Annotated in this window: 25 protein-coding genes; 14 read left to right on the plus strand and 11 right to left on the minus strand. The window is 35.8% G+C overall.

Features of this window, described 5'->3' with window-relative positions:
* Nucleotides 1-257: 257 nt before the first annotated feature.
* Nucleotides 258-629, minus strand: coding sequence for a winged helix-turn-helix transcriptional regulator (locus BELBA_RS05085; protein ID WP_014771682.1), 372 nt, complete (start codon nt 627-629; stop codon nt 258-260).
* A 115-nt stretch (nt 630-744) separates the two neighbouring features.
* Here BELBA_RS05085 and BELBA_RS05090 point away from each other — a divergent pair, with 115 nt between their 5' ends.
* The 8 genes from BELBA_RS05090 (at nt 745) to BELBA_RS05125 (ending at nt 6691) form a co-directional block, all read left to right on the plus strand.
* Nucleotides 745-1614 (plus strand): SDR family oxidoreductase, encoded by an 870-nt coding sequence (locus tag BELBA_RS05090; protein WP_014771683.1) that lies wholly within the window; start codon nt 745-747, stop codon nt 1612-1614.
* A 57-nt stretch (nt 1615-1671) separates the two neighbouring features.
* Nucleotides 1672-2502 carry a 4,5-DOPA-extradiol-dioxygenase gene (ygiD, locus tag BELBA_RS05095; RefSeq protein ID WP_014771684.1) on the plus strand — a complete coding sequence of 277 codons (831 nt, stop codon included), beginning with the start codon at nt 1672-1674 and terminating at the stop codon, nt 2500-2502.
* A 167-nt stretch (nt 2503-2669) separates the two neighbouring features.
* The gene (locus BELBA_RS05100) at nt 2670-4406 is read left to right on the plus strand and encodes a DUF262 domain-containing protein (protein WP_014771685.1); all 1737 of its coding nucleotides are present in this window, start codon (nt 2670-2672) and stop codon (nt 4404-4406) included.
* Between the two features lie 244 nt (nt 4407-4650).
* A complete protein-coding gene (locus BELBA_RS05105) occupies nt 4651-4899 on the plus strand; it encodes a DUF6364 family protein (protein ID WP_014771686.1) in 249 nt (82 codons plus the stop codon).
* 2 nt (nt 4900-4901) lie between these two features.
* Nucleotides 4902-5339, plus strand: a complete 438-nt coding sequence (locus tag BELBA_RS05110) for a type II toxin-antitoxin system VapC family toxin (protein ID WP_014771687.1) — start codon at nt 4902-4904, stop codon at nt 5337-5339.
* Nucleotides 5340-5522: 183 nt separating this feature from the next.
* Entirely contained in the window at nt 5523-5786 is a 264-nt protein-coding gene (locus BELBA_RS05115) for a type II toxin-antitoxin system RelE/ParE family toxin (RefSeq protein ID WP_342626405.1), read from the plus strand.
* A complete protein-coding gene (locus BELBA_RS05120) occupies nt 5783-6073 on the plus strand; it encodes a helix-turn-helix domain-containing protein (protein WP_014771688.1) in 291 nt (96 codons plus the stop codon). Before BELBA_RS05115 ends, BELBA_RS05120 begins: the two co-directional genes overlap by 4 nt.
* A 168-nt stretch (nt 6074-6241) precedes the next feature.
* Nucleotides 6242-6691 carry an SRPBCC family protein gene (locus tag BELBA_RS05125; RefSeq protein ID WP_014771689.1) on the plus strand — a complete coding sequence of 150 codons (450 nt, stop codon included), beginning with the start codon at nt 6242-6244 and terminating at the stop codon, nt 6689-6691.
* Between the two features lie 81 nt (nt 6692-6772).
* On the opposite strand, the gene BELBA_RS05130 is transcribed toward BELBA_RS05125, so the two are convergent.
* Nucleotides 6773-8476, minus strand: a complete 1704-nt coding sequence (locus BELBA_RS05130; protein WP_041779532.1) for an amidohydrolase — start codon at nt 8474-8476, stop codon at nt 6773-6775.
* 305 nt (nt 8477-8781) lie between these two features.
* On the opposite strand from BELBA_RS05130, the gene BELBA_RS05135 reads away from it, so the two are divergent.
* Both BELBA_RS05135 and BELBA_RS05140 read left to right on the plus strand, forming a co-directional pair.
* Nucleotides 8782-10128 carry a PhoH family protein gene (locus BELBA_RS05135; protein WP_014771691.1) on the plus strand — a complete coding sequence of 449 codons (1347 nt, stop codon included), beginning with the start codon at nt 8782-8784 and terminating at the stop codon, nt 10126-10128.
* Between the two features lie 286 nt (nt 10129-10414).
* Entirely contained in the window at nt 10415-10768 is a 354-nt protein-coding gene (locus tag BELBA_RS05140; protein ID WP_014771692.1) for a hypothetical protein, read from the plus strand.
* A gap of 59 nt (nt 10769-10827) precedes the next feature.
* Here the strand turns inward: BELBA_RS05140 and BELBA_RS05145 are convergent, their stop codons facing one another.
* From BELBA_RS05145 to BELBA_RS05175, 7 genes are all read right to left on the minus strand, one after another.
* The gene (locus BELBA_RS05145) at nt 10828-11583 is read right to left on the minus strand and encodes a response regulator (protein ID WP_014771693.1); all 756 of its coding nucleotides are present in this window, start codon (nt 11581-11583) and stop codon (nt 10828-10830) included.
* A gap of 150 nt (nt 11584-11733) precedes the next feature.
* On the minus strand, nt 11734-12471 hold the full coding sequence (locus BELBA_RS05150; RefSeq protein ID WP_014771694.1) for a LytR/AlgR family response regulator transcription factor: 738 nt from the start codon (nt 12469-12471) through the stop codon (nt 11734-11736).
* Nucleotides 12472-12483: 12 nt separating this feature from the next.
* Nucleotides 12484-13536, minus strand: a complete 1053-nt coding sequence (locus BELBA_RS05155; protein ID WP_014771695.1) for a sensor histidine kinase — start codon at nt 13534-13536, stop codon at nt 12484-12486.
* A gap of 90 nt (nt 13537-13626) precedes the next feature.
* On the minus strand, nt 13627-16455 hold the full coding sequence (gene uvrA / locus BELBA_RS05160; RefSeq protein ID WP_014771696.1) for an excinuclease ABC subunit UvrA: 2829 nt from the start codon (nt 16453-16455) through the stop codon (nt 13627-13629).
* A gap of 135 nt (nt 16456-16590) precedes the next feature.
* Nucleotides 16591-18279 (minus strand): AsmA family protein, encoded by a 1689-nt coding sequence (locus BELBA_RS05165; protein ID WP_014771697.1) that lies wholly within the window; start codon nt 18277-18279, stop codon nt 16591-16593.
* An 80-nt stretch (nt 18280-18359) separates the two neighbouring features.
* Nucleotides 18360-19304 (minus strand): lytic transglycosylase domain-containing protein, encoded by a 945-nt coding sequence (locus BELBA_RS05170; protein ID WP_041779242.1) that lies wholly within the window; start codon nt 19302-19304, stop codon nt 18360-18362.
* Nucleotides 19305-19308: 4 nt separating this feature from the next.
* A complete protein-coding gene (locus BELBA_RS05175; RefSeq protein WP_014771699.1) occupies nt 19309-20040 on the minus strand; it encodes an LOG family protein in 732 nt (243 codons plus the stop codon).
* A gap of 129 nt (nt 20041-20169) precedes the next feature.
* Between BELBA_RS05175 and BELBA_RS05180 the strand changes: the two genes are divergently transcribed.
* The 4 genes from BELBA_RS05180 (at nt 20170) to BELBA_RS05195 (ending at nt 22396) form a co-directional block, all read left to right on the plus strand.
* Nucleotides 20170-20832, plus strand: a complete 663-nt coding sequence (locus BELBA_RS05180) for a YkgJ family cysteine cluster protein (RefSeq protein ID WP_014771700.1) — start codon at nt 20170-20172, stop codon at nt 20830-20832.
* A gap of 79 nt (nt 20833-20911) precedes the next feature.
* Nucleotides 20912-21253 (plus strand): phage holin family protein, encoded by a 342-nt coding sequence (locus tag BELBA_RS05185; protein WP_014771701.1) that lies wholly within the window; start codon nt 20912-20914, stop codon nt 21251-21253.
* A 5-nt stretch (nt 21254-21258) separates the two neighbouring features.
* A complete protein-coding gene (locus BELBA_RS05190) occupies nt 21259-21636 on the plus strand; it encodes a hypothetical protein (protein ID WP_014771702.1) in 378 nt (125 codons plus the stop codon).
* Complete coding sequence (locus BELBA_RS05195; RefSeq protein ID WP_014771703.1) at nt 21626-22396, plus strand: phosphoglycerol geranylgeranyltransferase; 771 nt, start codon at nt 21626-21628, stop codon at nt 22394-22396. The genes BELBA_RS05190 and BELBA_RS05195 overlap by 11 nt, the downstream gene beginning before the upstream one ends.
* Here BELBA_RS05195 and BELBA_RS05200 read toward each other — a convergent pair.
* Complete coding sequence (locus BELBA_RS05200) at nt 22379-23308, minus strand: helix-turn-helix domain-containing protein (RefSeq protein ID WP_014771704.1); 930 nt, start codon at nt 23306-23308, stop codon at nt 22379-22381. The genes BELBA_RS05195 and BELBA_RS05200 overlap by 18 nt on opposite strands.
* A 141-nt stretch (nt 23309-23449) precedes the next feature.
* Nucleotides 23450-24589 carry an acyl-CoA dehydrogenase gene (locus tag BELBA_RS05205; protein ID WP_014771705.1) on the minus strand — a complete coding sequence of 380 codons (1140 nt, stop codon included), beginning with the start codon at nt 24587-24589 and terminating at the stop codon, nt 23450-23452.
* Nucleotides 24590-24624: the final 35 nt, after the last annotated feature.

Below are 24624 nucleotides of genomic sequence, written 5' to 3' on the forward strand. Positions count from 1 at the left end.
GCAACAGTGCCCAGCGTGTTTTTTTTGAGTTTTCATGATCTAAGATTTTGATATAAATAAAAATAAGCAGAATTTAGGTAAATCGCTCACCCGTAGGGTGTCAGTTCAACAGGCGTTTGGCAAAAAAGCAGGTTCAGTGGTTAAATGAAGCTTTGTTCTTCGTATCAAGTTCAGTGCTGGCAGACAGTCTAGTGCTTCGAAATCCGCTTCTTCGCCAAGCGCCAAACCGTTAGCTGCAATTTGCAGAAAAAATACTTTTAATCCGAATGTTTGAATGTAGATTTTCTATGAGAAACACCCCAATCAACCATTGCATCAAGGACTGTAAGAATATTTTTACCTGATTCGGTCATTTTGTATTCAATACGAACTGGCGTTGAATCATAAACGTTTCTTGTTATAACGCCATTTAGTTCTAATTCTTTTAACTCCTTAGACAACATTCTAGGTGTAATTTTATCGATATTGGCCTGTATGTCTTTGTACCTATAATTACCGTAAAGAATAGAAGCAAGTATAGGTAACTTCCATTTACCACTTATCACGTTCAAAGTATCATTAATCGCCAAAACATATTGTACAGGGCATTTTTTTATCTCAGAAATATTTTGTAAACCATTCATTATCATGCAGTTTAAATTTTTACTATACAAAAGTATATCAATATAAATTAACAACCAACTATACTTTATATAGCAAATGTAATACTTTTGTATCATTATTAACGATCAAAAATTTTAAAACATGATATTAGTAACAGGAGCAACAGGCGAATTTGGTAAACATGCCGTTCAGCAATTAAGAGAAAAAGGTGTAAGCACTTCTGATATTTCGGTACTTTCTAGAAGCGAGGAAAAGGCAATCAGCTATAAAGAAGATGGAATAACCGTAAAAACAGGAGATTACACCAACTATGACTCTTTAGTAAAAGCCTTTGAAGGCGTAGATAAACTGTTATTTGTTTCTAGCAGCGAAATAGAAAACCGAGCAGAGCAACATCAAAATGTGGTTAAAGCAGCAAAAGCCACTGGAGTAAAGAATATTGTCTATACTTCGTTTATGAGAAAACAGGAGACCGATAATTCTGCAATTGCATTTTTAATGGATTCGCATCTAAAAACCGAAAACTGGATAAAAGATAGTGGTATAAACTATACAATTTTGCAAAATGCCACTTATTTGGATATGCTACCTATTTTTATAGGAGAGCAAGTTTTGGAGACCGGTGTAATTATGCAACCAGCAGAAAATGGAAAATCCAGTTCAGTGTTAAGACAAGAATTGGCAGAAGCAGCAGCTGTGGTATTGACTTCTGAAGGGCATGAAAATAAAGCCTATCCACTAGTGAACAATCAAGCGATTTCATACAATGAAGTAGCTGAACTAATTGCTGAGATAAGTGGTAAAAACATCACCTATAAATCGCCTTCACCAGAAGAGTATCAGGCTACACTAAAAACGTATGGTGTTCCAGATGAATACATTGGATTATTTACCGCATTTTCGGTAGCACAAGCCAATGGCGAATTAGAAATGTCAGACAATTCATTAGAGAAGTTATTGGGAAGAAAACCAACAACCGCTAAAGAATTTTTGACCAAAGTATACGTTTAATATGCAGCGTAAAGAGTTTTAAAGGTAGCTGGACTAACCACATTAAGTATTCCTATGATGTCAACATTAAACAAATTAGAAAACATAACAGATTCTTTTGAATCTTCTAAGCGAATGCCTGTCCTATTTTTAGGGCATGGCTCGCCTATGAATGGTATTGAAGACAATGAATTTGTTAGAGAGTTTAAAAAACAAGGACAACAATTGGATAAACCCAATGCTATTATTGTGGTTTCTGCTCATTGGGAAACAAATGGAACTTTTGTAACAGCCATGCAAAACCCAAGAACAATTCATGATTTTGGTGGATTCCCAAAAGAGCTTTATGAGGTACAATATCCAGCACCTGGACACCCAGAACTGGCTAAAGAGATATCAGAATATGTTAATCCAGCAGGAACCGTTCACTTAGATGATAAATGGGGATTAGACCATGGAGCTTGGACTGTAGTTAAGCATTTATTTCCAAAAGCAGATGTACCTGTTATTCAACTTAGTTTGGATTATAAAATGACGCCACAGCAACACTACGAGTTGGCACAACAATTAAAAAAGCTAAGGGAAAAAGGCGTGCTTATAGTTGGTAGTGGTAATATGGTTCATAATTTAAGAAAAGTTGATTTTAGAAAAATTAATGAAAACTACGGCTATGATTGGGCAATAGAAGCTGATAGCAAAATGAAGAAGTGGATTTTGGAAGGAAATCACCGAAATTTAATTGACTTTAATAAGCAAGGTAAAGCTTTTAACCTAGCGATTCCAACGCCAGAGCACTATTTGCCCTTATTATACACCTTAGGATTAAAAGACGAAAAGGACAATACCACAATCTTTAATGATAATCCTTTAGGTGGTTCTCTGACTATGACAAGTGTAAAATTTGGATAAAAAAAAGCAGGTAACAAGGTATAAAAGCAATAGCGGTTTGGGTTTAAACTCAAACCGATTTGCATTTAAATAAGTATATTATAATTCGAAAGGTAAGTTTAATAATCCTGCTACTGCTCTTATACAGTACGTTGGCATTCATTATAAAAAAACGACACGAATAAAATATGGACTTTTACAGGAAAACAACTTTAGGGCTTTTTGATAGCTCGCAAAAATCATTTGAAATACCAGTATATCAAAGAGCCTACTCTTGGGAGAAAGACCAGTGGCAAACTTTTCTTAACGACTTGTTGGAACAAATTGAAGGAGAGAATAACTACTTCTATGGAAATATCCTTTTAGAAACTGTCAAGAAAGATGTTAAGTATGAAATTATTGACGGACAACAGAGATTAACTACTTTGACCATTTTCATACGCTCAATTCTGAACGTATTGAAAAAGCGAGAAAAAGAGCTAGAAGATTTCGACTTTCAAACTAAAGAAAACATTTTCCTTAAAAACGGTGGGAATATAAAATTACGCCCAGTCGAATATGATAGGGCTTGCTTTGATTCACTAATTATTGACAATCAGAAGAAATTTGAAACAAATACACCATCACAAGTAAGAATAAAGGAGGCTAAAACATTTTTTGTCACAGAATTGGAAAAGTTGAAGACAGATATTTTGCTACGAGTTCTTACAAAAATTGAGACGACTGACCTAACGATTATCGAACTAGAGGGCAAAAAGGATTCTGCGTTAATGTTTGAATTGGAGAATAATAGAGGCAAAGATTTGACAAATATGGAAAAAATCAAATCTTACTTTATGTATCAAATGTACGTTTACAGCGACCCTGAACAAACAGAATCAAATATTGAAAATGTGTCAAATATTTTCAAGCTGATTTATTTAATAATCAATGATTTCAAAAGACTCAACGAAGATAGTGTGCTAATCTATCACAACAACGCTTATATCAAAGGCTATAATTACAGGACACTAGAAGATGTTAAAGAAGTTTTCAAGAAATCAGAAGACAAGATAGATTGGATTAAAAAATACATTTCTGAACTTCATACTTCCTTCTCAAATATGAAGAAGTTTGAAAGCTCAGATAATTTTTATGCAAAAAAACTTTCTAAAATAAATGCACCTGCCTTTATCTACCCTTTTGTAATTAGAGGATATAAATACTTTGGAGATGATAGCAAGAAACTGAATACACTTTTTAATATACTTGAAGTTTTAACCTTTCGTGCAAGATTGATAAATAGCAGAGCCAATATTCAAGAGCGTTTAAATTCAATTCTTCTCAATTTTAAAGGAGATTTAATAAACCTTAAACAAGAGATTAAAAGCAAATTGAATGAATCTTGGTATTGGAGCGATACAAACACAAAAAACTATCTGAATGGTGGAATGTATGGAAATAAGGTTTTAAACTATTTGCTTTGGGAGTATGAAAATTCAATTCAGAATAAAGGGTATAGTATCAAAAACTTTAGCTTAGAGAATGAACAAATAGAGCATATTTCACCACAAACACCAACAGACGGAGAGCCAATAGCGACAGGCTATGACCTGAATGAAGACCGCGAATATTCTGAAGATTTTGTGTCTGAGCACTTAAACAGCTTGGGAAATCTAATGTTAATCTCAGGCTCACATAATGCTTCAATTGGAAATAAGGCATTTAAAGATAAACTTGACTCATACAAAGCAAATCCTCTTTTAAATCAACAAGCAGAGATTAAAGATTTTGCAAATTCTGAAAATGAAGCAGTTTTTTGGAAAACAGAATCAATCGAAAAACGACATAAGAAAATAGTGGATTTTGCAATCCAAAAATGGAGTTTTGATAAAGTAGAAACAACATATCTAGAAAAAGAATTAATAGAGGACGAAAAAAAATAACGAAATGCCAACAATGGTTATACGTAATGCGGGTTAAAGTGCTGATATGAAAGTAATTACATTAAACAAGCCTTTCGGTAAGCGGACAGTGAAGTGCCTTGAAATCCCGCACTACGCATAGCCGAGACCGTTAGTGGCAAGCAAAACAAAAAAACTGCCACGTGCAATTCATGTTTTATTTGCACGTGCTATAAATTTGGATTAATTTTACACGTATAAAAACTTTAAATTGGAGGAGTGTAAAATGAATACTAAACTGACACTTACAATAGAGCAATCTATAATTGAGAAAGCAAAGAAGTACGCATCAGGAAAAGGCAGAAGTCTTTCTGATATAATTGAGAATTATCTGAAAATTATAACGAAAGAAGAGCAAGCCAAGGAGGTTGAATTGACGCCCATTGTGAAATCTCTAAAGGGGACATTTAAAGAACCCAGAAACTTTGATTATAAAACGGAGCTCTCAAAGAGACTTGCAGAAAAACACCTGTAAGAATGAAAAGAATATTGATTGACACCGACGTTATTCTGGATTTCTTTTTCGACAGAGAACCATTTTCAGACAATGCAGCTAAAGTATTAGCCCTTTGCGAATCTAAAGCTATTTCGGGCCATATTACTTCAGTGATTATAAGTAATGTTTATTATTTGTTGAGACAGAATGCTAAGCACGAAAAAGTTGTTGATAAATTGAATCAATTAATATCCATTACTGAAGTATTGACTACCGATAAAGAAGCAATTTTGCGAGCCCTAAACTCACCTTTTAAAGACTTTGAAGATGCTTTACAGAACTTCTCCGCAGAAATGATTGGAGACATAGATGTGATAGTCACCCGGAATACTAAAGATTTTAAAAACAGTGCATTAGGAGTTATGACTCCGGAGAATTATTTAAAGGTATTAATTGCCAGCCACCAACACGCGTTATAGTGCATATTAAGAACCCCAAACCTAGCACAATCAGTTTTTTAATTTTGAAAATAGTAACTTTTAAGTTACATTTACGTTATCGATAAAATCAGGGAAGTTATAGCCTATCAAGACCACTTTGAGAACTTTCTGAAAAAGCAAACAGTCAAAGTTCAAAACAAGATTTAAAAAGTCATTGAGGCTATTGAAACTTTTGAAAGAGTTCCGGAGACTTACCTAAAACCCATAAAAACAAAGAAAGGCCTATATGAAGCCAGGGTTCAGTTGGCAAGTAACATTTGGAGGGTGTTTTGTTTTTTTGATGAAGGCAAATTGGTGATTTTGCTCAATGGCTTTCAAAAAAAAACCCAAAAAACACCAACCAAGGAAATTGAAAAGGCTGCCAGACTGATGGATGAATATTATGCTGAAAAGGAAGTTCAAAAAGGTAAAAAGAAAAAGAAATGAATACTAAGAGCTGGAAAGATATCAAAGATGATGTGTATGGAGTCAAAGGAACCGAACGCAGGGATGAATTAGAAAGGGATTTTGAGTCTTTCAAAATTGGTTTGCTATTAAAAAAGGCAAGAGAGGATAAGAATCTAACACAGGAGCAATTAGCAGAATTAGTTGATAAAAAGAGAACTTATATTTCAAGAGTTGAAAACAATGGAAGTAATCTGACACTGAAAACCCTTTATGAAATAGTTGAAAAGGGATTAGGTGGGAAGGTAAAAATCTCCATTGAACTCTGAAAAAGGAATAACGCACTCTAACATCACCTTGGATACAGCGGGCGGTTCCGAGTAAATAGAAAGTTTAGTATCTTTAAAAAGTTAGGAGTAGGCTGGAAGAGAAGTGCTCCGAATGCCTAACTGCTGTAATATAGACCAGCCCTATTATAGCTGAATTAATTCCCAACCATGAAAAAATCAGAGGCCCCCATCCTAGTCCGAGAAACTTTTGATCTGTCAATTGAGCTGCTTTGGTCATACCTGACCGAGCGTGAATTGATGATTCAGTGGTATTTCGAAAACATACCAGAATTTCAAGCAATGCTTGGATTTGAGACTGAATTTGAGGTTGAAAACGAAGGAAGGGTTTTTCCACATAATTGGAAGGTAATGGCAGTAACTCCCTTCAGGAAAATCAGCTATAACTGGAAATATAAAGGGTTTGCAGGTGACTCCACTGTAACATTTGAATTGAGAGATTTGGGTGGTAAGACCGAGTTGAGCTTGACACATGAAGTTCTAGAAGACTTTAATGATGAGATTCCTGAGTTTAGTAGAGCAAGTTGCCAAGCAGGCTGGACGTATTTTATCAAAGAAAGATTAACGAGACTGGTAAATCAAAAATCCGGTAAGGAGTAGATTTTTAAGTACCTTTCAATCAAGTAAATGAAAAAAGGGGTCTGATTAGAACCCCCTTAAAATCAATTTTGTATGATGTGATTATTCTGCCTTGAAGACGGTTTTCCCACCTACTACGGTCATCATTACCTTGGTGTTGAGAATTTCGTTTTCTGGTATCTCCATGATATTTTGGTCAAAAACCGTGAAATCAGCCGCTTTGCCAACTTTAATTGAGCCTTTAAAGTCTTCTTCAAATTCTGCATAAGCGCCTGCCAAGGTATAAGATTTCAAAGCCTGATCTCTGGTCAGTTTTTGATCTGGTTCGTAGCCTCCTTCAGGCGTCATTTTCAATGTTTTTCTGGAAACAGATGCATAGAAGGATGGCAGGGCATCCACTGGCTCAACTGGCGCATCAGTACCATTGGAGATCACAGCACCTGAACCAAGCAATTTTTGCCATACATAAGCTCCATCTTTGATTCTTTTTACTCCCAAACGACCGATTGCCCAAGGCCTATCAGAGCTTAAGTGAATTGCTTGAATAGCTGCGATTACTCCTAGTTCTCCAAACCTACTGATATCATCTGGATGGAGGTGCTGTGCGTGTTCTATGCGAAATCTATGATCTTTTGCTTCAGGAAATTTTGCAAAAGCTGCCTCATATCTATCTAGTACTTCTCTGTTTGTTCTATCCCCTATAGCATGCGAATTTACTTGAAACCCAAGTTCTAAGCCTTTTTCAGCAACTTGAGTAACCAAGTCTATTGGCATAGTTTCATGCCCTCGACTTCCTGGCTTATCTTCATAGTCTTCCAATAACCACGCACCCCATGGCCCAAGAGCACCATCCATGTTGAGTTTAATAGAGCGCACAGTCACCATGTGATCTGGGTCTATTTTTGGGCCTTTCTTGTACCAGGCTTCGATAAGTTCGGGAATTCTGCTGGATAGCATGACATACATTCTTGCGGTTAGCTTACCTTCAGCTTTGAATTTTTCTAATAAATCAATTAAATCTTGATTTCCACCAGCATCATGAAAAGAAGTAATTCCTTTTTCCGCCAATTCTTTCAAAGCTAATTCCAATGCTTTTTCTGCTCTTTCGGGTGTGTCTTTTGGAATTAATCTGCTGACTAACCCTGAAGCCCTTTCTACTAAAACACCTGTCGGATTTCCTATTTCATCACGGATGACTTCTCCACCTTCCACTTCTTGCTTAAGATTTTCACTTCCTAATGGAGTAATGCCAGCAAGTTCCATAGCTTTTTTGTTTACAAAAGACGCATGACCTGATGCATGTGCCAAATAAACAGGGTTTTCAGGAGTAACTGCGCTCAGTTCATCGTGCGTTTGAAAACCATTTACGGTTTGATTAGGCATCTCTATCCATTTATCCTGATGCCATCCTCTGCCCGTGATCCATTCTCCTGGTTCAGCTTTGCTTGCAGCTTCGGCTACTTTTTCGACCAGCTCGTCATAGGTTTTTACATACATCAGGTCAATATCCAGTTTATTGTAACCTATACCCATCAGGTGTGCATGAGATTCTATCAATCCTGGTGTCATAGTTTTACCTTGTAGGTCAATTGTTTCTGTTTCATTTCCTACGAAAGCTTCAATTTCTTCAGTAGTACCTACAGCTAGGATAATTCCATCTTTTATAGCTACTGCCTCAGCAGTTGGTTGATCGTCTTCTACAGTGTAGATAAAACCATTTACAAACACCTTATCAGCTGTTTCTTTATTTCCACTACAGGAAAAAAGGAAGAAGAAGGCAAAGCCTAGAAATATTGTATTTTTCATATGTATCATGTTCTCAACCAAATCTAGGGATTTTCTTGATGCCAATCCAACCATTGCTGTAAAGCTCTTCATAAAAAGAGCTGAAGGGAATACGAATGAGTTCTTTTAAGTCAAAATTTTCATTTAAAAACTTGATTATGGATTAAATCTCTACCTCAATGTCTTTAATTAAAATATAAAACTGAGAATCAGATGGATACAAAAGTATTCTAAAATGGGGGCACTATTTTTTTGTTAATGCATGGTAATCCTACCATTATTTTTTTAACTTATTGACAGCTAACAACCATTAAAATTTTCAACCTATGCCTAGAGCTAAATCCGATAAAGATTGTAAAATCTTTGTGCTCGATACCTCAGTTATTTTGTATGCGCACAACAGCATCATGAATTTTGCAGAGCATGATGTAGTCATCCCGATTACCGTATTGGAAGAGCTCGATCAGTTTAAAAAAGGAAATGATACCAAAAACTTTGAAGCTCGTGAATTCATTCGTCTTTTGGATAATTTATCCAAAGATAATATGATCCACAATTGGACTCCACTTAATGGAAAAACAAAAGGCTATTTTAGGATATTGATGAATCCTGATAATAATATCAATGCTAACGAGATTTTTGGTGAGGAAAAAAATGATCATAAAATCCTCAATGCAGCCCTTCATCTCAAGCAAACAGAAAAAGGAAGAAAAGTGATTTTAGTAAGTAAGGACATCAATCTTCGTCTCAAAGCTAAATCACTCGATATTTATGCAGAGGATTATGAAACAGGCAAAATTAAAAACCTTGACGAACTAGAAAATACCGGAAAGTTCTTAATCGAAAATGTAGATATTGACGTCATCAACAAGCTTTATGATGCGCACCATGTGGATGGGAAATTGATTTTCGGAAGAAAAAAAATCAAGTCAAATGGTTACTATATTCTGAAAAATGAGAAAACCTCCGTGTTGACCTATTTCAACTCTGAAGACAATACCATGGAGCGAGTGGATAAACAACTTGCCTATAATGTAAAACCAAAAAATGCAGAGCAGACCTTTGCTCTTCATGCAATCATGAACCCTAGAGTCAAGTTAGTTTCTATCCAAGGAGTTGCGGGTACTGGAAAAACACTATTAGCTTTAGCAGGAGCACTTGAGCAAAGAAGAGATTATAAACAAGTATATTTAGCAAGACCAATCGTACCTTTGAGTAATAAAGATATTGGATTTCTTCCTGGCGATATCAAATCCAAACTGAATCCTTATATGGAGCCACTTTGGGATAATTTGAAATTTATCCAAAATCAGTTCAAAGAATCAGACAAAGAATATCAGAAAATCACAGAATTGGTCAATCAAGAGAAGTTGGTGATTCAGCCATTGGCCTATATTCGAGGAAGATCTTTGTCAAATATATTCTTTATAGTCGATGAAGCACAGAACCTTACACCTCATGAAGTCAAGACGATTATCAGTAGAGCTGGAGAAAACACCAAAATCATCTTTACTGGAGATGTTTTTCAAATTGACACGCCGTATCTAGATTCTCAGAGTAACGGCCTATCCTATTTGATTGATAGGGTAAAGGAACATCCGCTTTATGCACATATTAAATTGGAAAAAGGAGAACGCTCTGACTTGGCTAATTTAGCCAACGAGCTACTTTGATATTTTCAGATCTTTTGCCCCGGACCTGCCACAAAACTTAAAGTTTTGGCAGGTCTTTTTTTGGATTTTTAACATACTTAGAAGCAACCTTTTTAGCGAACTATTTACTTCATTTCTGTATCATTCTCAATTATTTATTGTTCAATAACGAACAGTGCCACCCTTGTTGTTTTTTCATAAAAAATTGATAATCAAATTATTAAAAAAAAAGGATCAAATTTTGGCATATGGTATTTGTCCGCATTTGAATTGGACAAATCTTAAAAAAACCTTACAATAAAAAAATATGAATACTTCAATTTTAACTCAGAAAAATGTGTGTGCCTTTTTAGGATTAATCATGGCACTTACGATTGTTTTTAGTGCGAGTGCACAAGAAAACAAAGTACTTGGTGAGCAACTGACAGCTGTCCTTGCTAATGAAATTACGGAGGAAAAAGAGGCATTAGAGATGATTGTAAATGTGGAATTGCCGGAATTAAAAGCTGAACCAATTGCCACTTTTATCAATAAACAAGGAGAGGTGATTGCCGAGTTTTATGGAGAAAAATCAGATTTGGAAATCAAATTTTCTGAGCTTTTCAAAAAATGTAAATTTTTGACTGCATCAGGCAAACAAGAATTTTATCTAGTGAGCTAGTATAATTAAAAGTTTTGGTTTAACGATAAAAAAGAAGGTGAGTCATGCTCACCTTTTTTTTAACTTTCAGTAATGGTATTCAGCTTAGCTAAGAAGCTATTGTAATACTGCCTTCCGACTTGTACTACTGCACCTGATTCAAGTGCTATTTCTTTAGTGTTGAAATTTTCAATTTGACCAAGTTGTACGATAAATGATTTTTGAACCCTTAAGAAAAGATTGGAAGGTAGTTTTTCTTCCATGTCCTTCATTGATTTGCGAATGGTATAGTTTCTATGTCTTGTGAAGATGGTCACCATATTTCCATTGGCTTCTACGTAGTAGATATCCACATAAGGAACTTTTTCATAAGCATTGTCTGCTTTGATATAGACTGCGTCTGTTACTAAGTATGGGCTTTCGTCTTTTGATTTGACAGAAGCTTGATCTGATACTGGATTGATCCGCTTATTGTAGAGAACGATCTCAACAATAGCATGGATATCATTGGTATTGAAGGGTTTTACTATAAACCCTGCTGGGTTTATTCTTTTTGCTCTTTCGATGATCGTAGGATCACTATAAGAAGTCACAAAAACCAATGGTACATCAACCATTTGTTTGAGAATCTCACCCAATTCTATTCCATCCTTATCCCCCTTTAGTTTGATATCCATAAATATCATATCAGGGCGATATTTTTTTACAATTTTGATTGCCTGATTTGCAGAGTTTGCGATATCTATGTTGACATAGCCTAAAAGTTCTAAGATCTCCTCGATATTTTCGGCAATATTTACATCGTCCTCAACGATCAGAATTCTTTCCTCTTTCATAAGTGGTTTATGGGAAATGTTGCGTTATTAGGATTAACAAGTAGGTTTTTATGTATATAAAAACCTTTATAAGATTCTATTTACAAAAATATGTTTGTAGAATCAATAATTTTGAACTTTTTTATTCTCTTTTGAAATATTGTAAAAGAATTAAAGACTCATCATGTCTTTGAATCTCGCTGCTTGCCTTCTGCTGACTTCAATTCTGTCGCCACCTTTGAGTGTGACTACCAAACCGCCGTTGAACCAAGGTTCAATGGCTTCTACCCAGCTAAGGTTAATGATATGTTTCCTGCTTGCTCTAAAGAATGCTTTTTCATCTAACCTTTCATCAAGTGCATTCAGAGATTTATGAATCATTGGTTTATTATTTTCAAAATAAACTTTTATATAATTTCCATCAGATTCAAAAAGCCTTACATTGACTAGTTTTACAAACCAACATCTATCTCCATCTTTGACAAAAACCTGATCATCCAAGGTTAATTTTTTGTCCCCTCCTTTGGTTGTGGATTCTTCGCTTTTTTGGGTTTGATCCTGAAGCTTTTTTTGAAGCCTTTCTATAGCTTCAGAAAGCCTTTTTGGCTCTATGGGCTTCAGTAGATAATCCAATGCATTGACTTGGAAAGCTTTCAATGCATATTCGTCATACGCGGTGGTAAATATCACATGAGGAACATTATCCAACTCTTCTAGAAGATCAAAACCAGTTTTTTCTGGCATTTGAATATCTAAGAAAACCACATCTGGCAAGAGCGCATCTATTTTCTCTTTTGCATCATCTACATTGGCTGCCTCTCCCACAACTTCTACATGATCATATTGAGATAATAAATTGATTAGCTCTTTTCTTGCTAATCTTTCATCGTCGATTACTAGTGCTCTCATTGTTTTTAAATTTTAACCTAATGTAAGGTTTTGTTTTGGAATTTTTATTTCAGTTATGACAAAATCGTTACCAGAATTGAATATTTTAAAGGTTGCTCGCTCTCCATAGATCAATTTTAGCCTTTGAATGGTGTTTGCGATACCATGTCCCTCTCCATTTTTCTTCTTAGCAAAAGGTTGACTTTTAAGTTGTCCACTGTTTTTAACTTGAATGTATAAGTCGTCTGTCAATCCTTCATAACATTTTATGATAATTTCACCTCCTTTTACTCGATTTGAAATACCATGTTTGATGGCATTTTCTACAATAGTCTGAAGCATCATTGGAGGTATTCTATAGTCGTATGCTTCATTTTCTATCTCATATTTTACGTTTAATCTCTCTTCAAACCTGATCGTCTCTAAATTAAGATAATCTTTAACTGTGTTGAATTCATTTTCAAAATCAATCACACGTTTTTTGTCCATCATTAATGAAAACCTCAGAATATTTGATAGTTGGGTAATTGCTGATTTAGCTTTTTTAGGATCTTCATCTACAAGTGCACGCACGCTATTGAGTGCATTGAAAATAAAATGTGGATTGAGCTGACTTTTGAGATGATTCAGCTGTATTTCGTTGATTTTGGCTTGATACTTTAAGCTTTGATTGTAATTGTCCAAAAAATGAAAAAGAAAATAAAGCATGACCCAAAGTGCATAAAACAAAAAGCTGACAAAAATATTTCCTGCAATACTTGCTGGCCTGAAATCAGCAGAAGGATTTAGGATATCAAATACCCAATTGATGATGATTTGAGCAATTGTATTGGAAAACCCTAGTACCAATAATGCTAGAAAAGTATTCCAGATTAGTTGACCAAAGGAAAGGTTGAACCAGCCATATTTTTTGATTACATACCTCAGCCCGTGGGTCGATACCAGATAAAAAGCGGCTAAAGTAAAAAAGGCTCTAATCTGAACAGAAGAAATACCGCGTTCTAAGGATACAAGAAATAGGTTGATCAAGGCAAAGCCTAACCAACCTAGCACTTGAAGTATCCAATATAGTCTTGTCTTGTTCATGTTCAACATCAAAGATAATGATGCTAAAGTAAGACCTTAAAGCAATTATATCAATGGATACATAGCCTGTTTGATAGCTAAATCATTATTTTAGGATAATTCTTCTTTTAAGAATTTTGCAGTGTAGCTACTTTTGTGTTTGGCAACTTGTTCTGGAGTTCCTTGGGTGACTATTTCTCCGCCTTTTTGACCACCTTCAGGTCCTAAGTCAATGATATGATCCGCAACTTTGATTATGTCCATGTTGTGCTCAATGACGAGTACAGAATTCCCTTTATCCACCAATTTATTTAAAACCTCGAGTAAGTGCTCAATATCTTGAAAATGTAGTCCAGTAGTAGGTTCATCAAGAATATAGAAAGTTTTTCCTGTATCTTTTTTAGAAAGCTCAGTGGCTAGCTTCACCCTTTGAGCTTCCCCTCCAGAGAGCGTGGTTGCATGTTGGCCAAGGGTGATATATCCAAGTCCTACTTCATTAAGTGTCTGAATTTTTCTAAGAATTTTAGGCTGAAACTCGAAGAATTCCACTGCTTGCTCCACAGTCATGTCCAAAACATCAGAGATAGACTTTCCTTTAAATCGTACTTCTAATGTTTCTCTATTGTAGCGTTTCCCTTTGCATGTTTCGCAAGGAATATGTACATCTGGTAAGAAGTCCATTTCGATAAGCTTCATGCCGGCGCCTTCACAATCTTCACATCTTCCACCCTTGACATTAAAGCTAAATCTACCAGGCTTATAGCCTCTGATTTTTGATTCTGGTAACTCAGTAAATAAAGCTCTGATATCGGTAAATACTCCTGTGTAGGTTGCTGGGTTTGATCTAGGAGTTCTACCTATTGGTGACTGGTCTACTTCTATGACTTTATCTAGCAAGTCAAGCCCAATTATTTCTTTATGTTCTAAAGGCTCTTTTTTGGAGTTGTAGAAATGTCGATTTAGTAATGGAAATAAGGTTTCGTGAATCAAAGAACTCTTGCCAGATCCAGAGACACCAGTTACGCAAATCATGCTGCCCAGTGGGAGTTTGAGATCCACGTTTTTTAAGTTATTTCCTTTGGCACCTTTTAATGTTAAAAACTCACCATTTCCTTTTCTTCTTTTCTCAGGCGTTTTGATTTTTAGCTCTCCGGAAAGATATTTTGCAGTGATACTTTTTTGCTTCAAAAATTCTGTGGGAGTTCCTGATGCTACTACTTGACCACCATGACGACCAGCACCTGGACCTATATCTACTACAAAATCTGCATCCAACATCATGTCTTTGTCATGTTCCACCACAATGACTGAATTCCCCAAATCTCTCAAATCTTGAAGAGCTTTGATCAGTTTGACATTATCTCTTTGGTGGAGGCCAATACTTGGTTCGTCCAAAATATAGAGTACTCCTACCAGCTGCGTACCGATTTGAGTGGCTAATCTAATTCGCTGTGCTTCTCCACCTGAAAGTGTTCGCAAAGGACGATTTAAAGAAAGGTAATCCAAGCCGATGTCCAAAAGAAAGCCTATTCGCTTTCTGATTTCTTTGAGTACTTCTTTGCCTATAAGATTTTGTCTTTCTGTCATTCTAGACTCAATATCCTCAAACCAATTGCCAAGTGTAGTGATATCCATCACAGCGAGCTCACCTATGTGCTTTTCGGCAATTTTGAAGTGTAGCGCTTCTTTTTTGAGCCTATATCCTTCACATTCAGGACAGACTTTGGTAGTAGTAAATTCACTTACCCATTGCTGAAGCTTATCAGAGCTCCCTTCTTGCTGTTTGGTTAAGAAATTGACAATTCCTTCAAAAGTTGTCGTCCAGGTAGTGCCAGGATACTTGACAGAACTCACTTCGACCTCCATCTTATCCCCATAAAGCAAAATATCTACAACCTCTTCAGGTAACTTTCCTATAGGAGTAGTGATGCTGCATTTATATTGTTTCAGTATAGCCTCTATTTTTTTGAAAATCCAAATATCTCGAAATTCTCCCAAAGGAGCTATCCCTCCTCTACTGATGCTGAGCTTTGGGTCTGGAATGATATTTTCCTTGGTAATTTCTTCAATGATTCCTAGCCCATTACATGAAGGGCAAGCCCCATAGGGACTGTTAAAAGAAAAAGTATTGGGTGCAGGTTCATCGTAAGAAAGCCCTGTTGTCGGGTCCATCAAGTATTTTGAGAAATGGTGGATATGTCCCTCCTCGTCTCTTAACATGATGATTCCTTTTCCATGCTGAAGTGCAGTTTTCAAAGACTGGGTAATTCTAAATCTATCTTCCTCTTCTGCGATAATTCGATCAACGACGATTTCGATATCATGAATTTTGTAACGATCAACCTGCATTTTTGGGATCACATCCATCACCACACCGTCCACGCGTACTTTTGAGAATCCCATTTTTCGGATTTGCTCAAAAAGTTCTCGATAATGTCCTTTTCTACCCTTTACGACGGGTGCAAGGATATATAATTTTTTTCCTCCAAAACTTTCAAAAAGTTGCTCGACAATCTGATCCTCAGTTTGACGAATCATTTTTTTACCTGACAAATAAGAATAAGCTTCACCCGCTCTTGCATAAAGCAAGCGCATAAAATCGTAAATTTCAGTTACAGTACCTACTGTTGATCTTGGGTTTTTGGAAGTGGTTTTTTGTTCGATTGAGATTACCGGAGAAAGTCCATTGATTTTATCCACATCTGGTCTTTCCATTCCTCCTAAAAATGAACGTGCGTAAGCGGAAAAACTTTCCATATATCGTCTTTGACCTTCAGCATAAATGGTGTCAAAGGCTAAGGAACTCTTTCCACTTCCACTTAGGCCTGTGATCACGACAAGCTTATTACGTGGAATATCAATATCTATGTTTTTGAGATTGTGCTCGCGGGCACCATAAATCTCAATGTATTCTTGTTTTTCGGTGATTGGTTCTGTCATGGAGGGCTAAACCTTTATTTATCAAGCTTGCAAAAATAGGGATTTAAATCGGTGCTTCCCAAGTGGATTACAGATTCATAAACCAGATTCAGCCTATTTGGTTTGGCAGATTTGGTAGAACTTCATATTTTAACTTTACTTTGATGCAGCGGAAGTTTCATTTGCACTTTTTATCATGGCTTCTCTGTCTTCGCCAGTTACTGTGGATTTTATGCCAGAAAAAATCAGCTGCCACCAATAATTAAAATCTGATTTATGTTGAATTCGCTTGGCATAGACAGTTCCTTTTTGGAGGTCGCCATTTTTCCTAGGGTTTTGAGATTTGATGATCATTTTACTCGCAATAAAGGAACCAATTCTTCTTAACAAGTTCTTATCCTTTACAAAGTCATCGTTTAGTAGCTCGATTTCCAAATTGTCATATCTAACAATGACTTCACCTTCACCTTCTAGGTCGTTTGCAAAAATGTTAAAGTCCAGACGGTTTATGACTCCTGATTTGATTCGAACTTTTGCTTCTGGCTCTACCATCGTATTGATTTCTTGGAGATTGATTCTTCCCAAACTGCCTCGAATATTAAAATTTCCCAAGGAGTCATCTAAAATATAATTGATCTCTATGTTGACTTTTCCTTTGCCCATCAACATAGCTTCAGCATTTATTTTGAGATTATTTTCTTCTTGGTGTTCATCATTTTTATGATTGCTGATACTTCCAATGCTGGCATTTAGGTCAGAAAAAAAGATAGTTCCTGATCGTGGTGCAGCATTATCGGGACGTTCTTCAATAAGTATGTGGGCATTTTTCAGTTGGGTGTTTTTGATATGAATGCTGGTGTTGACATTTTCAAAGATTTCGTGAACCATTGCTGGTCGCTTTTCAAAATTTTCAGGGACTCTTTTATTTGTGAAAGATTCCAATTCAATATTGCTGGCAATCAATGAATCTATTTCGAAAATGCCTTCTCTCAAGTATGAATCAAAATCCATCCCTTTTACTTCGAGTTTCCCATTTTTGAGTTGAATCCAGCCTTTTCTTTTTTCGAAAGAAGTGGTGTAGGCATATTTATCGAGTTTGTTCAACAAATTGAAATTCTCGATATGCATTGTTTTATCTTTGGTATCGAAAACTAGATTTTTCAGCGAAGCAACTTGTCTAAAATCGTCAAAATGAAGATTAATGTCATCAATTTCACCATGTACAAGTGCGACATCAAAAAGCGAAGCTGGATTTAAAATGTCTTCTTTACTCAAAGCAAAATCGTGAGCTGTAACTGAAAGATTATTAATATCAAGGCGAGTAGAGTCGTTCCGGCTGTCTCGATTTTCAAGATTGAAGTTTTTCAACGATATACATTTTGCTCCAATGATATCATAATCCTTGTTTAGCTTTTTCTTCTTGTTTTCAGATTTTTCTAAGTTCAGGGAATCTATTGGAGGAGTTAAGGTCAATACCTCCAAGTTTTCAAGGCTTGCTGAGTCTATTTTGATAGAATTGTCCAATAAAAAACTTGCCCATCTGAAGCCTGTGATTTTTGCTTCTTTCAGATGAAGATTTACTTTGACCTGATCAGTTGGGATTTCTTCAGTAGGTTCAATTTTGATGTCAGCAATCTCAAGGTATGTTCCGAAATAATTATAATCCAACTTGATGTTTCCGAATGTCACTTCGTGATTACCAAAACCACTTGTTCGAGTAATCATGCCGCTGACGATTCTGTCAGCATTGTTGTTTAGATAACTGTTGATAAGTAGGGGAACTCCTCTGAGTACTAAAACAATGACCACAATAAGTCCAAGTAGGGCAATAATGATCTTCTTCATGAAAATTTAAGAAAAATATATATTGTGCTGATTAAGATATCAACAAAAAGCGAATAAGAAAAATCATTTTAGATCTATAATCAAACAGGAAGCTGAATCAGGTATTCTTTACCTCTTGCAGTCCTTAATTTACCTGACCTCAGCCAAGGATTAAGAATTTTTAAATCTTTGTAACTGCTGTTATGCTTTATTGCCCATTCTGCAAGATCGTTTATATTTTGATCAACCTTTATTTCTCGGGTTATTGGAAGTTTATAATAATCTTCTTCTTTTAGATTGAAGCCAAATTTTTCGGGTTGTTCAAAAATTTCCTTAAATGCCAAGACTCTAAATACGTAACGACTTGTCTCATCATTAAGCAAAAGATCATAATAATTGCTTTGTTTTTGATCATTTTTTCTTCTTGAGAGTCCGCTCATACCCATATTGTAACTTGCGGCTACAGAAGTCCAACTGCCAAATCTTGCATAAGCTGCCTTGATGTATTTGCAAGCCGCGTGAGTTGACTTTTCCAAATGATACCTTTCATCGACATCATTGCTGACCTCTAAATCATATTCTTTGGCAGTAGCTGGCATAAACTGCCAAAAACCTTTTGCACCAGCAGCCGAGGTTACGTGAAGTAGGCCTGACTCAGCAATAGCTAAATATTTGAAATCCTCTGGAATGTTATGCTCTTTCAATATTCTTTCTATAGTTGGAAGATATTTGGCAGATCTTTTCATCAAAAGGATCATATTTGACTGCCAATAGGCATTGACATAGATTTCCCTCTCATACCTTTCTCTAACCTCTTCAATCTCAAGAGGGACATTTTCTCCAGCAAAATCAATTTTTTCGGGAAGAGCAAAAAGTTTTGCTCGACTATCGGGAATCATCATTCGAAGATGCTCTCCACCTTCTTGCTCAACCAAAACTTCATCATAATTGATATCAGTTTGTTTGCTCTCTATTTGATAGAGAAAGAATAAACCGAAAAGTAGGAGAAGAAGTCCATATATGATATAGAGATGGAATTTTTGCAAGTTTTTAATAGTTTGGAGAAAGAAGGTATTTACTGTAGAATTCGTCAATCACTTTTACCGCCTCTGAAGCATCTTCTACTACAGAGAATAATTCTAAATCTTCTTCATTGATGTTTTTATTTTCTAACATGGTTGCTTTTAGCCAATCTACTAATCCTGACCAATAAGATTTGCCCACCAAGACAATTGGAAATCTTCCTATTTTATTCGTTTGAATTAATGTCAAAGCTTCAAATAATTCGTCTAAAGTTCCGAATCCTCCAGGTAAAACGACAAAGCCTTGTGCATATTTGGTAAACATCACTTTTCTCACAAAAAAATAATTGAAAGTGATCAACTTATCAGGGTCAATGTAAATATTATTGAACTGCTCAAAAGGTAGAACAATATTGACCCCTACAGACTTCCCATTTTCTGAATGTGCGCCTTTATTTCCTGCTTCCATAATGCCCGGACCACCTCCTGTGATGACACCGTAGCCATGCCTTACGAGTTTGGCAGCAATTTCTTCAGCCATTTTATAATAGCGGTGTTCTCTTGGTGTCCTTGCCGAACCAAAGATTGACACACAAGGCCCAATTCTTGACAATTTTTCAAATCCTTCAACAAACTCAGACATGACCTTGAAAATGGCCCATGAATCAGCACTTTTGATTTCATTCCAATCTCTTTCTTTGAAAGCTTTTCTTATTCTTTCTTCTTGCTTAGGATCGATATTTCCGTTTTGATCACTCATATTTTTTGACTTTATCTAAAAAACGATTTTATTAAAAGGCTTAAAAATTTTATTAAGCCTTCAAAGTTAGATTTTTCTTTTACACATCGAAAATTTACACTAGTAATAATCAATATCACGAATAAAAAGTTGCAGAAAAAAACTTTTTGCTTTAGATCAGAACTGGAGTTACCTTCGCAAACTTTTGTTGAGTTGTATATGAATTTACGTGAAAAGTCGCTGGAAGTCAGACAGGTATTTGCTGAACTGGATATTGAAATAAAAGTATTTATGGAGGAAAGTCAACTGTCTTGTATCAGTGGCTGCGGTGCATGCTGTGCCAATCCAAATGTACATGCTTCAGTGTTGGAGTTTTTACCTTTAGCATTTGACCTTTATGAAAAGGGCAAGGCAGAAAAGGCACTTGAGCTTCTTGAAGAAGTGGGCGAAGAGGCATTTTGTATTATTTACAAATCCTTCAGCCAAGATGCAAAATCTGGTTTTTGTTCTGATTATGCAAATAGGGGGATGATTTGTAGACTTTTTGGAAGTGCTGCCAGAAGAAATAAAGAAGGGAAAAAGGAACTGATTACTTGTAAAATCATCAAAGAACAAAAAGCAGATCTATACCAAAGAACTGTACAAGTTATCAAAGAAGGTGCGGTAGTTCCATCAAGTGGAGACGCTTATTCCCAGTTATATAATATAGATTTTCAGCTTACAAAAGAGCAGTTTCCAATCAATGTTGCTATTAAAAAGGCATTGGAAGCAGTCTTAACTTACATGTTTTATACAGAAAACAATGAGGTATGACCCTTGAATCTTTTTGTAGCCAGCTTTTTGCCGTATATTGTAATATTAAATCAAATATTGAATTTTTAAAATTACGATTATGCTGAATGTTTCAGAAATCATACAGACAATCAAGCAATTGATTGAAGTTCGAGTTGAAATAGTAAAAAGTGAAATCCAGGATCATTTTTCTGATATGTTTTCTAGGATATTCATTTTGGTATTGATGGGGTTAGCGTCTTTGATGATTTTGCTCTTTGCCAGTATTTCACTGGCTTTTTATCTTGGAGAGATTTTGTATTCTCCATTCAAAGGGTTTCTCTACGTAGCTTTACTTTATCTCTTGTTATTTGTTTTTTTATACTTGATAAGAGAATCAAAAAGTTTGGTTGATTCCTTTAAGCAATTTTTTAAAACATTTATTTTCAGAGGTAAAAAATAGGTGTTATGAAAGAAGATCTCAAGAAAAAAGCAGAAGAGCTAGAAGAAACGCTGCAAGCACAATTGAATCTAATCAAGTCAGACTCTCAAGATTGGTTGAAGGTAGGTTCTGGTATTTTGGCAGGAGGCTTACTCGCATTTGGATTGGTTAAATTGATCAAAGGCAAAAAGGAAAGCAAAAATAAAAAAATCCTGTCTGTTCTTGAAAAAGAAGGATTGCTAGATGACGATATTGTAGCAAAGCTGAATGCTAAAAAACAATCTGGATTTGTAGGTAGAATGGCTGCAATCTTACTTCCAATGGCTATAGGTTATGGAAGAGAGCAGCTTATCAAAGGATATTTTTCTTCTTCCGAAGAAGTGAAAAGTGAAGATGAGGAATAAGATTGAACAAAAGTTAAAAGCACTTTCCAAAGAAGGCAAAAAGGCACTAGCTTGGTTGATAGATCCCGACAAAATAGTCGAGGATTTCTCTTTTTTAGAGCAAGTAAGAGAGATGTCTCAACTCAATCTTGACTTTATTTTTATTGGAGGAAGTCTGATTGAAAAAAATGATCTTGATAGGATTATTAAGATGATCAAGGAAGTAGATTCGGACTTGCCTGTAATTTTGTTTCCTGGGAGTGTGATCCAGTTTTCTAATCATGCAGATGGAATATTGTTTTTATCACTTATTTCGGGAAGGAATCCTGATTTGTTGATAGGTCAGCATGTGACAATAGCGCCACTTTTAGCTAAATCAAAATTAGAAGTCTTGCCTACCGGCTATATGTTGGTAGATGGTGGGGTGGCTACAAGTGTAAATTATATTAGTCAGACCATTCCATTGCCTAATCACAAGCCCGAACTTGCAGTAGCTACAGCCTTAGCGGGAGCATTTTTGGGTCTGCAATATTTTTATTTAGATGCCGGAAGTGGAGCCAAAATCCCTGTTTCACCAAAGATTATCGACAGTATTAAAAAATCTATCCAAGCTCCGTTGATTGTAGGTGGAGGGCTAGATACTTTACAAAAAGTCAAAGACACTTTTCATGCTGGAGCAGATGTCGTAGTGATTGGCAATGGGGCAGAAAAAAACCTCAGTTTGTTGACTGAGGTTTTGGAATATATTCATGTCTTGAATTTATCACTGAACATTAATTAGAGACTCTCTTCTTCTCATTTTTCCAGCCGGAAGTCCATACATCATCTTAAATCTTCTACAGAAATATGCGGTGTCTTTATAACCAACTTCTTTTCCGATATCACGGATACTTTTCTTGGATGTCCTTAGCAATTCTACTGCAGCTTCCATTCTTTGATATTCAATGTAATCTTGAGGATTGATGCTTGTTAGCATTTTGAAGTATTGCCCAACATAATCTTCTGAAACGTTGGCAACTTTTGCCAAAACTTTGTTGGAAAGATCTCCACCGATGTTCTTTTTGATATAATTGAACATGTCTATAAGCCTAGGATCTTTGAAATAGGTGCTATTTGTAGATAGCTCTTCTACAAAAAGTCTATTTTTCAAAATGTGTCTGACTATTTCTATTACCAAAAGCTCAGTATGCAATTTGATTACTCTTTCTTTACCTGGAGTACTTTGTTCGTTTTCTTTAACAATATCTTCTATGACAGTAGCGATCCGGTCATTGAATCGAATGACAAATGGTGGAATTCCAAGAGAATTAAAGAAATTTACTACATCAAAAACCTTAGCGTCAAAATTGACTATTGTGATACAATCCTCCTCTAGGGATTTAATATCTTTAAAACTAATTGTTTGAAGGTATTTTCTTTTGTTGTCTAAAAAAGCCTCGTTGGTTAGGTCAGTTTTTTTGGTAACTGAGCCAAAAGTAACATTGCTTTTTCTTCCAGCTGGAATGAATAAAATTTCACCTTCATTGACACCTTCTCCATCTTCTGAGAATTTGAGAGATCCTTGATGAAGTAAGATGACAGTATTTTCTGAGTCGCTAAAATCAGCAACACTTACAGATTTGTCAATTTTATAATTGTTGCCTTTCAAAAAGCGAACACCTACGGATTCTATGACTTTATTGTAATATTCCATGAAAGAAGTCTTTGTGGTTTTGTTGTAAAACTAGGATAAATTTCCAGATATTACTGTACTTATCTAATAAAAATTTCATCTAAAAAAGAAAAAGGGTAAAAAAATTTAATTTTTACCCTTCTTTTCAAACGTTTGATTGGATTATCTTAAAATACTACGTGATATAACTATTTTCTGAATCTCACTAGTTCCTTCGTAGATTTGGGTAATTTTTGCATCCCGCATAAGGCGCTCTACATGGTATTCTTTGACATATCCATAACCACCATGCACTTGCACTGCCTCTACCGTGACGTCCATAGCGACTTGCGATGCATATAATTTTGCCATTGCCGATGCATAAGCATAATCTTTTCCTTGGTCTTTGAGAACAGCAGATTTGTAAACTAGCAATCTTGCAGCTTCTATACTTGTGGCCATATCTGCTAATTTAAATTGGATTGCTTGATGTTGACTGATCGTTTTTCCAAAAGCTTTTCTTTCTTTTGAATATGCTAAGGCCAATTCGTAAGCGCCGGAAGCGATGCCTAATGCCTGTGCAGCAATACCGATTCTACCTCCATTTAAAGTTTCCATTGCAAAAGTAAACCCGAAGCCTTCCTCACCGATTCTATTTGCTACTGGAACTTTCACATCGGTAAACATTAATGAATGTGTATCCGAACCTCTAATTCCTAGCTTATCTTCCTTTTTCCCAACGATAAAACCATCAAGACCTTTTTCAACGATAAACGCTGAAATTCCTTTATGGCCTTTTGAAACATCTGTTTGAGCGATTACTAAATAGACACTCGCAGTGTTTCCGTTTGTGATCCAGTTTTTTGTTCCATTGAGAATATAATGATCGCCATCTAGAACGGCTTCAGTTTTTTGAGAAGTAGCATCTGATCCAGCTTCGGGTTCAGAAAGACAAAAAGCTCCAATGATTTCTCCTGATGCCAATGGTTTTAAATATTTTTCTTTTTGCTCTTCGTTTCCATATTTCTCAAGCCCCCAGCACACCAAAGAATTATTGACAGACATAGAGACAGAAGCTGATGCGTCGATTTTAGAGATCTCTTCCATTGCCAAGACATAAGACACCGTATCCATGCCTCCCCCATTGTATTTGGGATCCACCATCATACCCATGAAACCCAATTCACCCATTTTTTTAATCTGTTCTGTGGGAAATTTCGCCTCAGTATCTCTTTCAATTACTCCAGGAAGTAGTTCTGCCTGAGCAAATTCTCTCGCTGCATCTCGCACTGCCAAGTGCTCCTCTGTATATTCAAAATTCATATCAATATTTGGGTTATTTGTTTTCGGCCTGAAAG

The organism is Belliella baltica DSM 15883 (assembly GCF_000265405.1).
Taxonomy (GTDB): domain Bacteria; phylum Bacteroidota; class Bacteroidia; order Cytophagales; family Cyclobacteriaceae; genus Belliella; species Belliella baltica.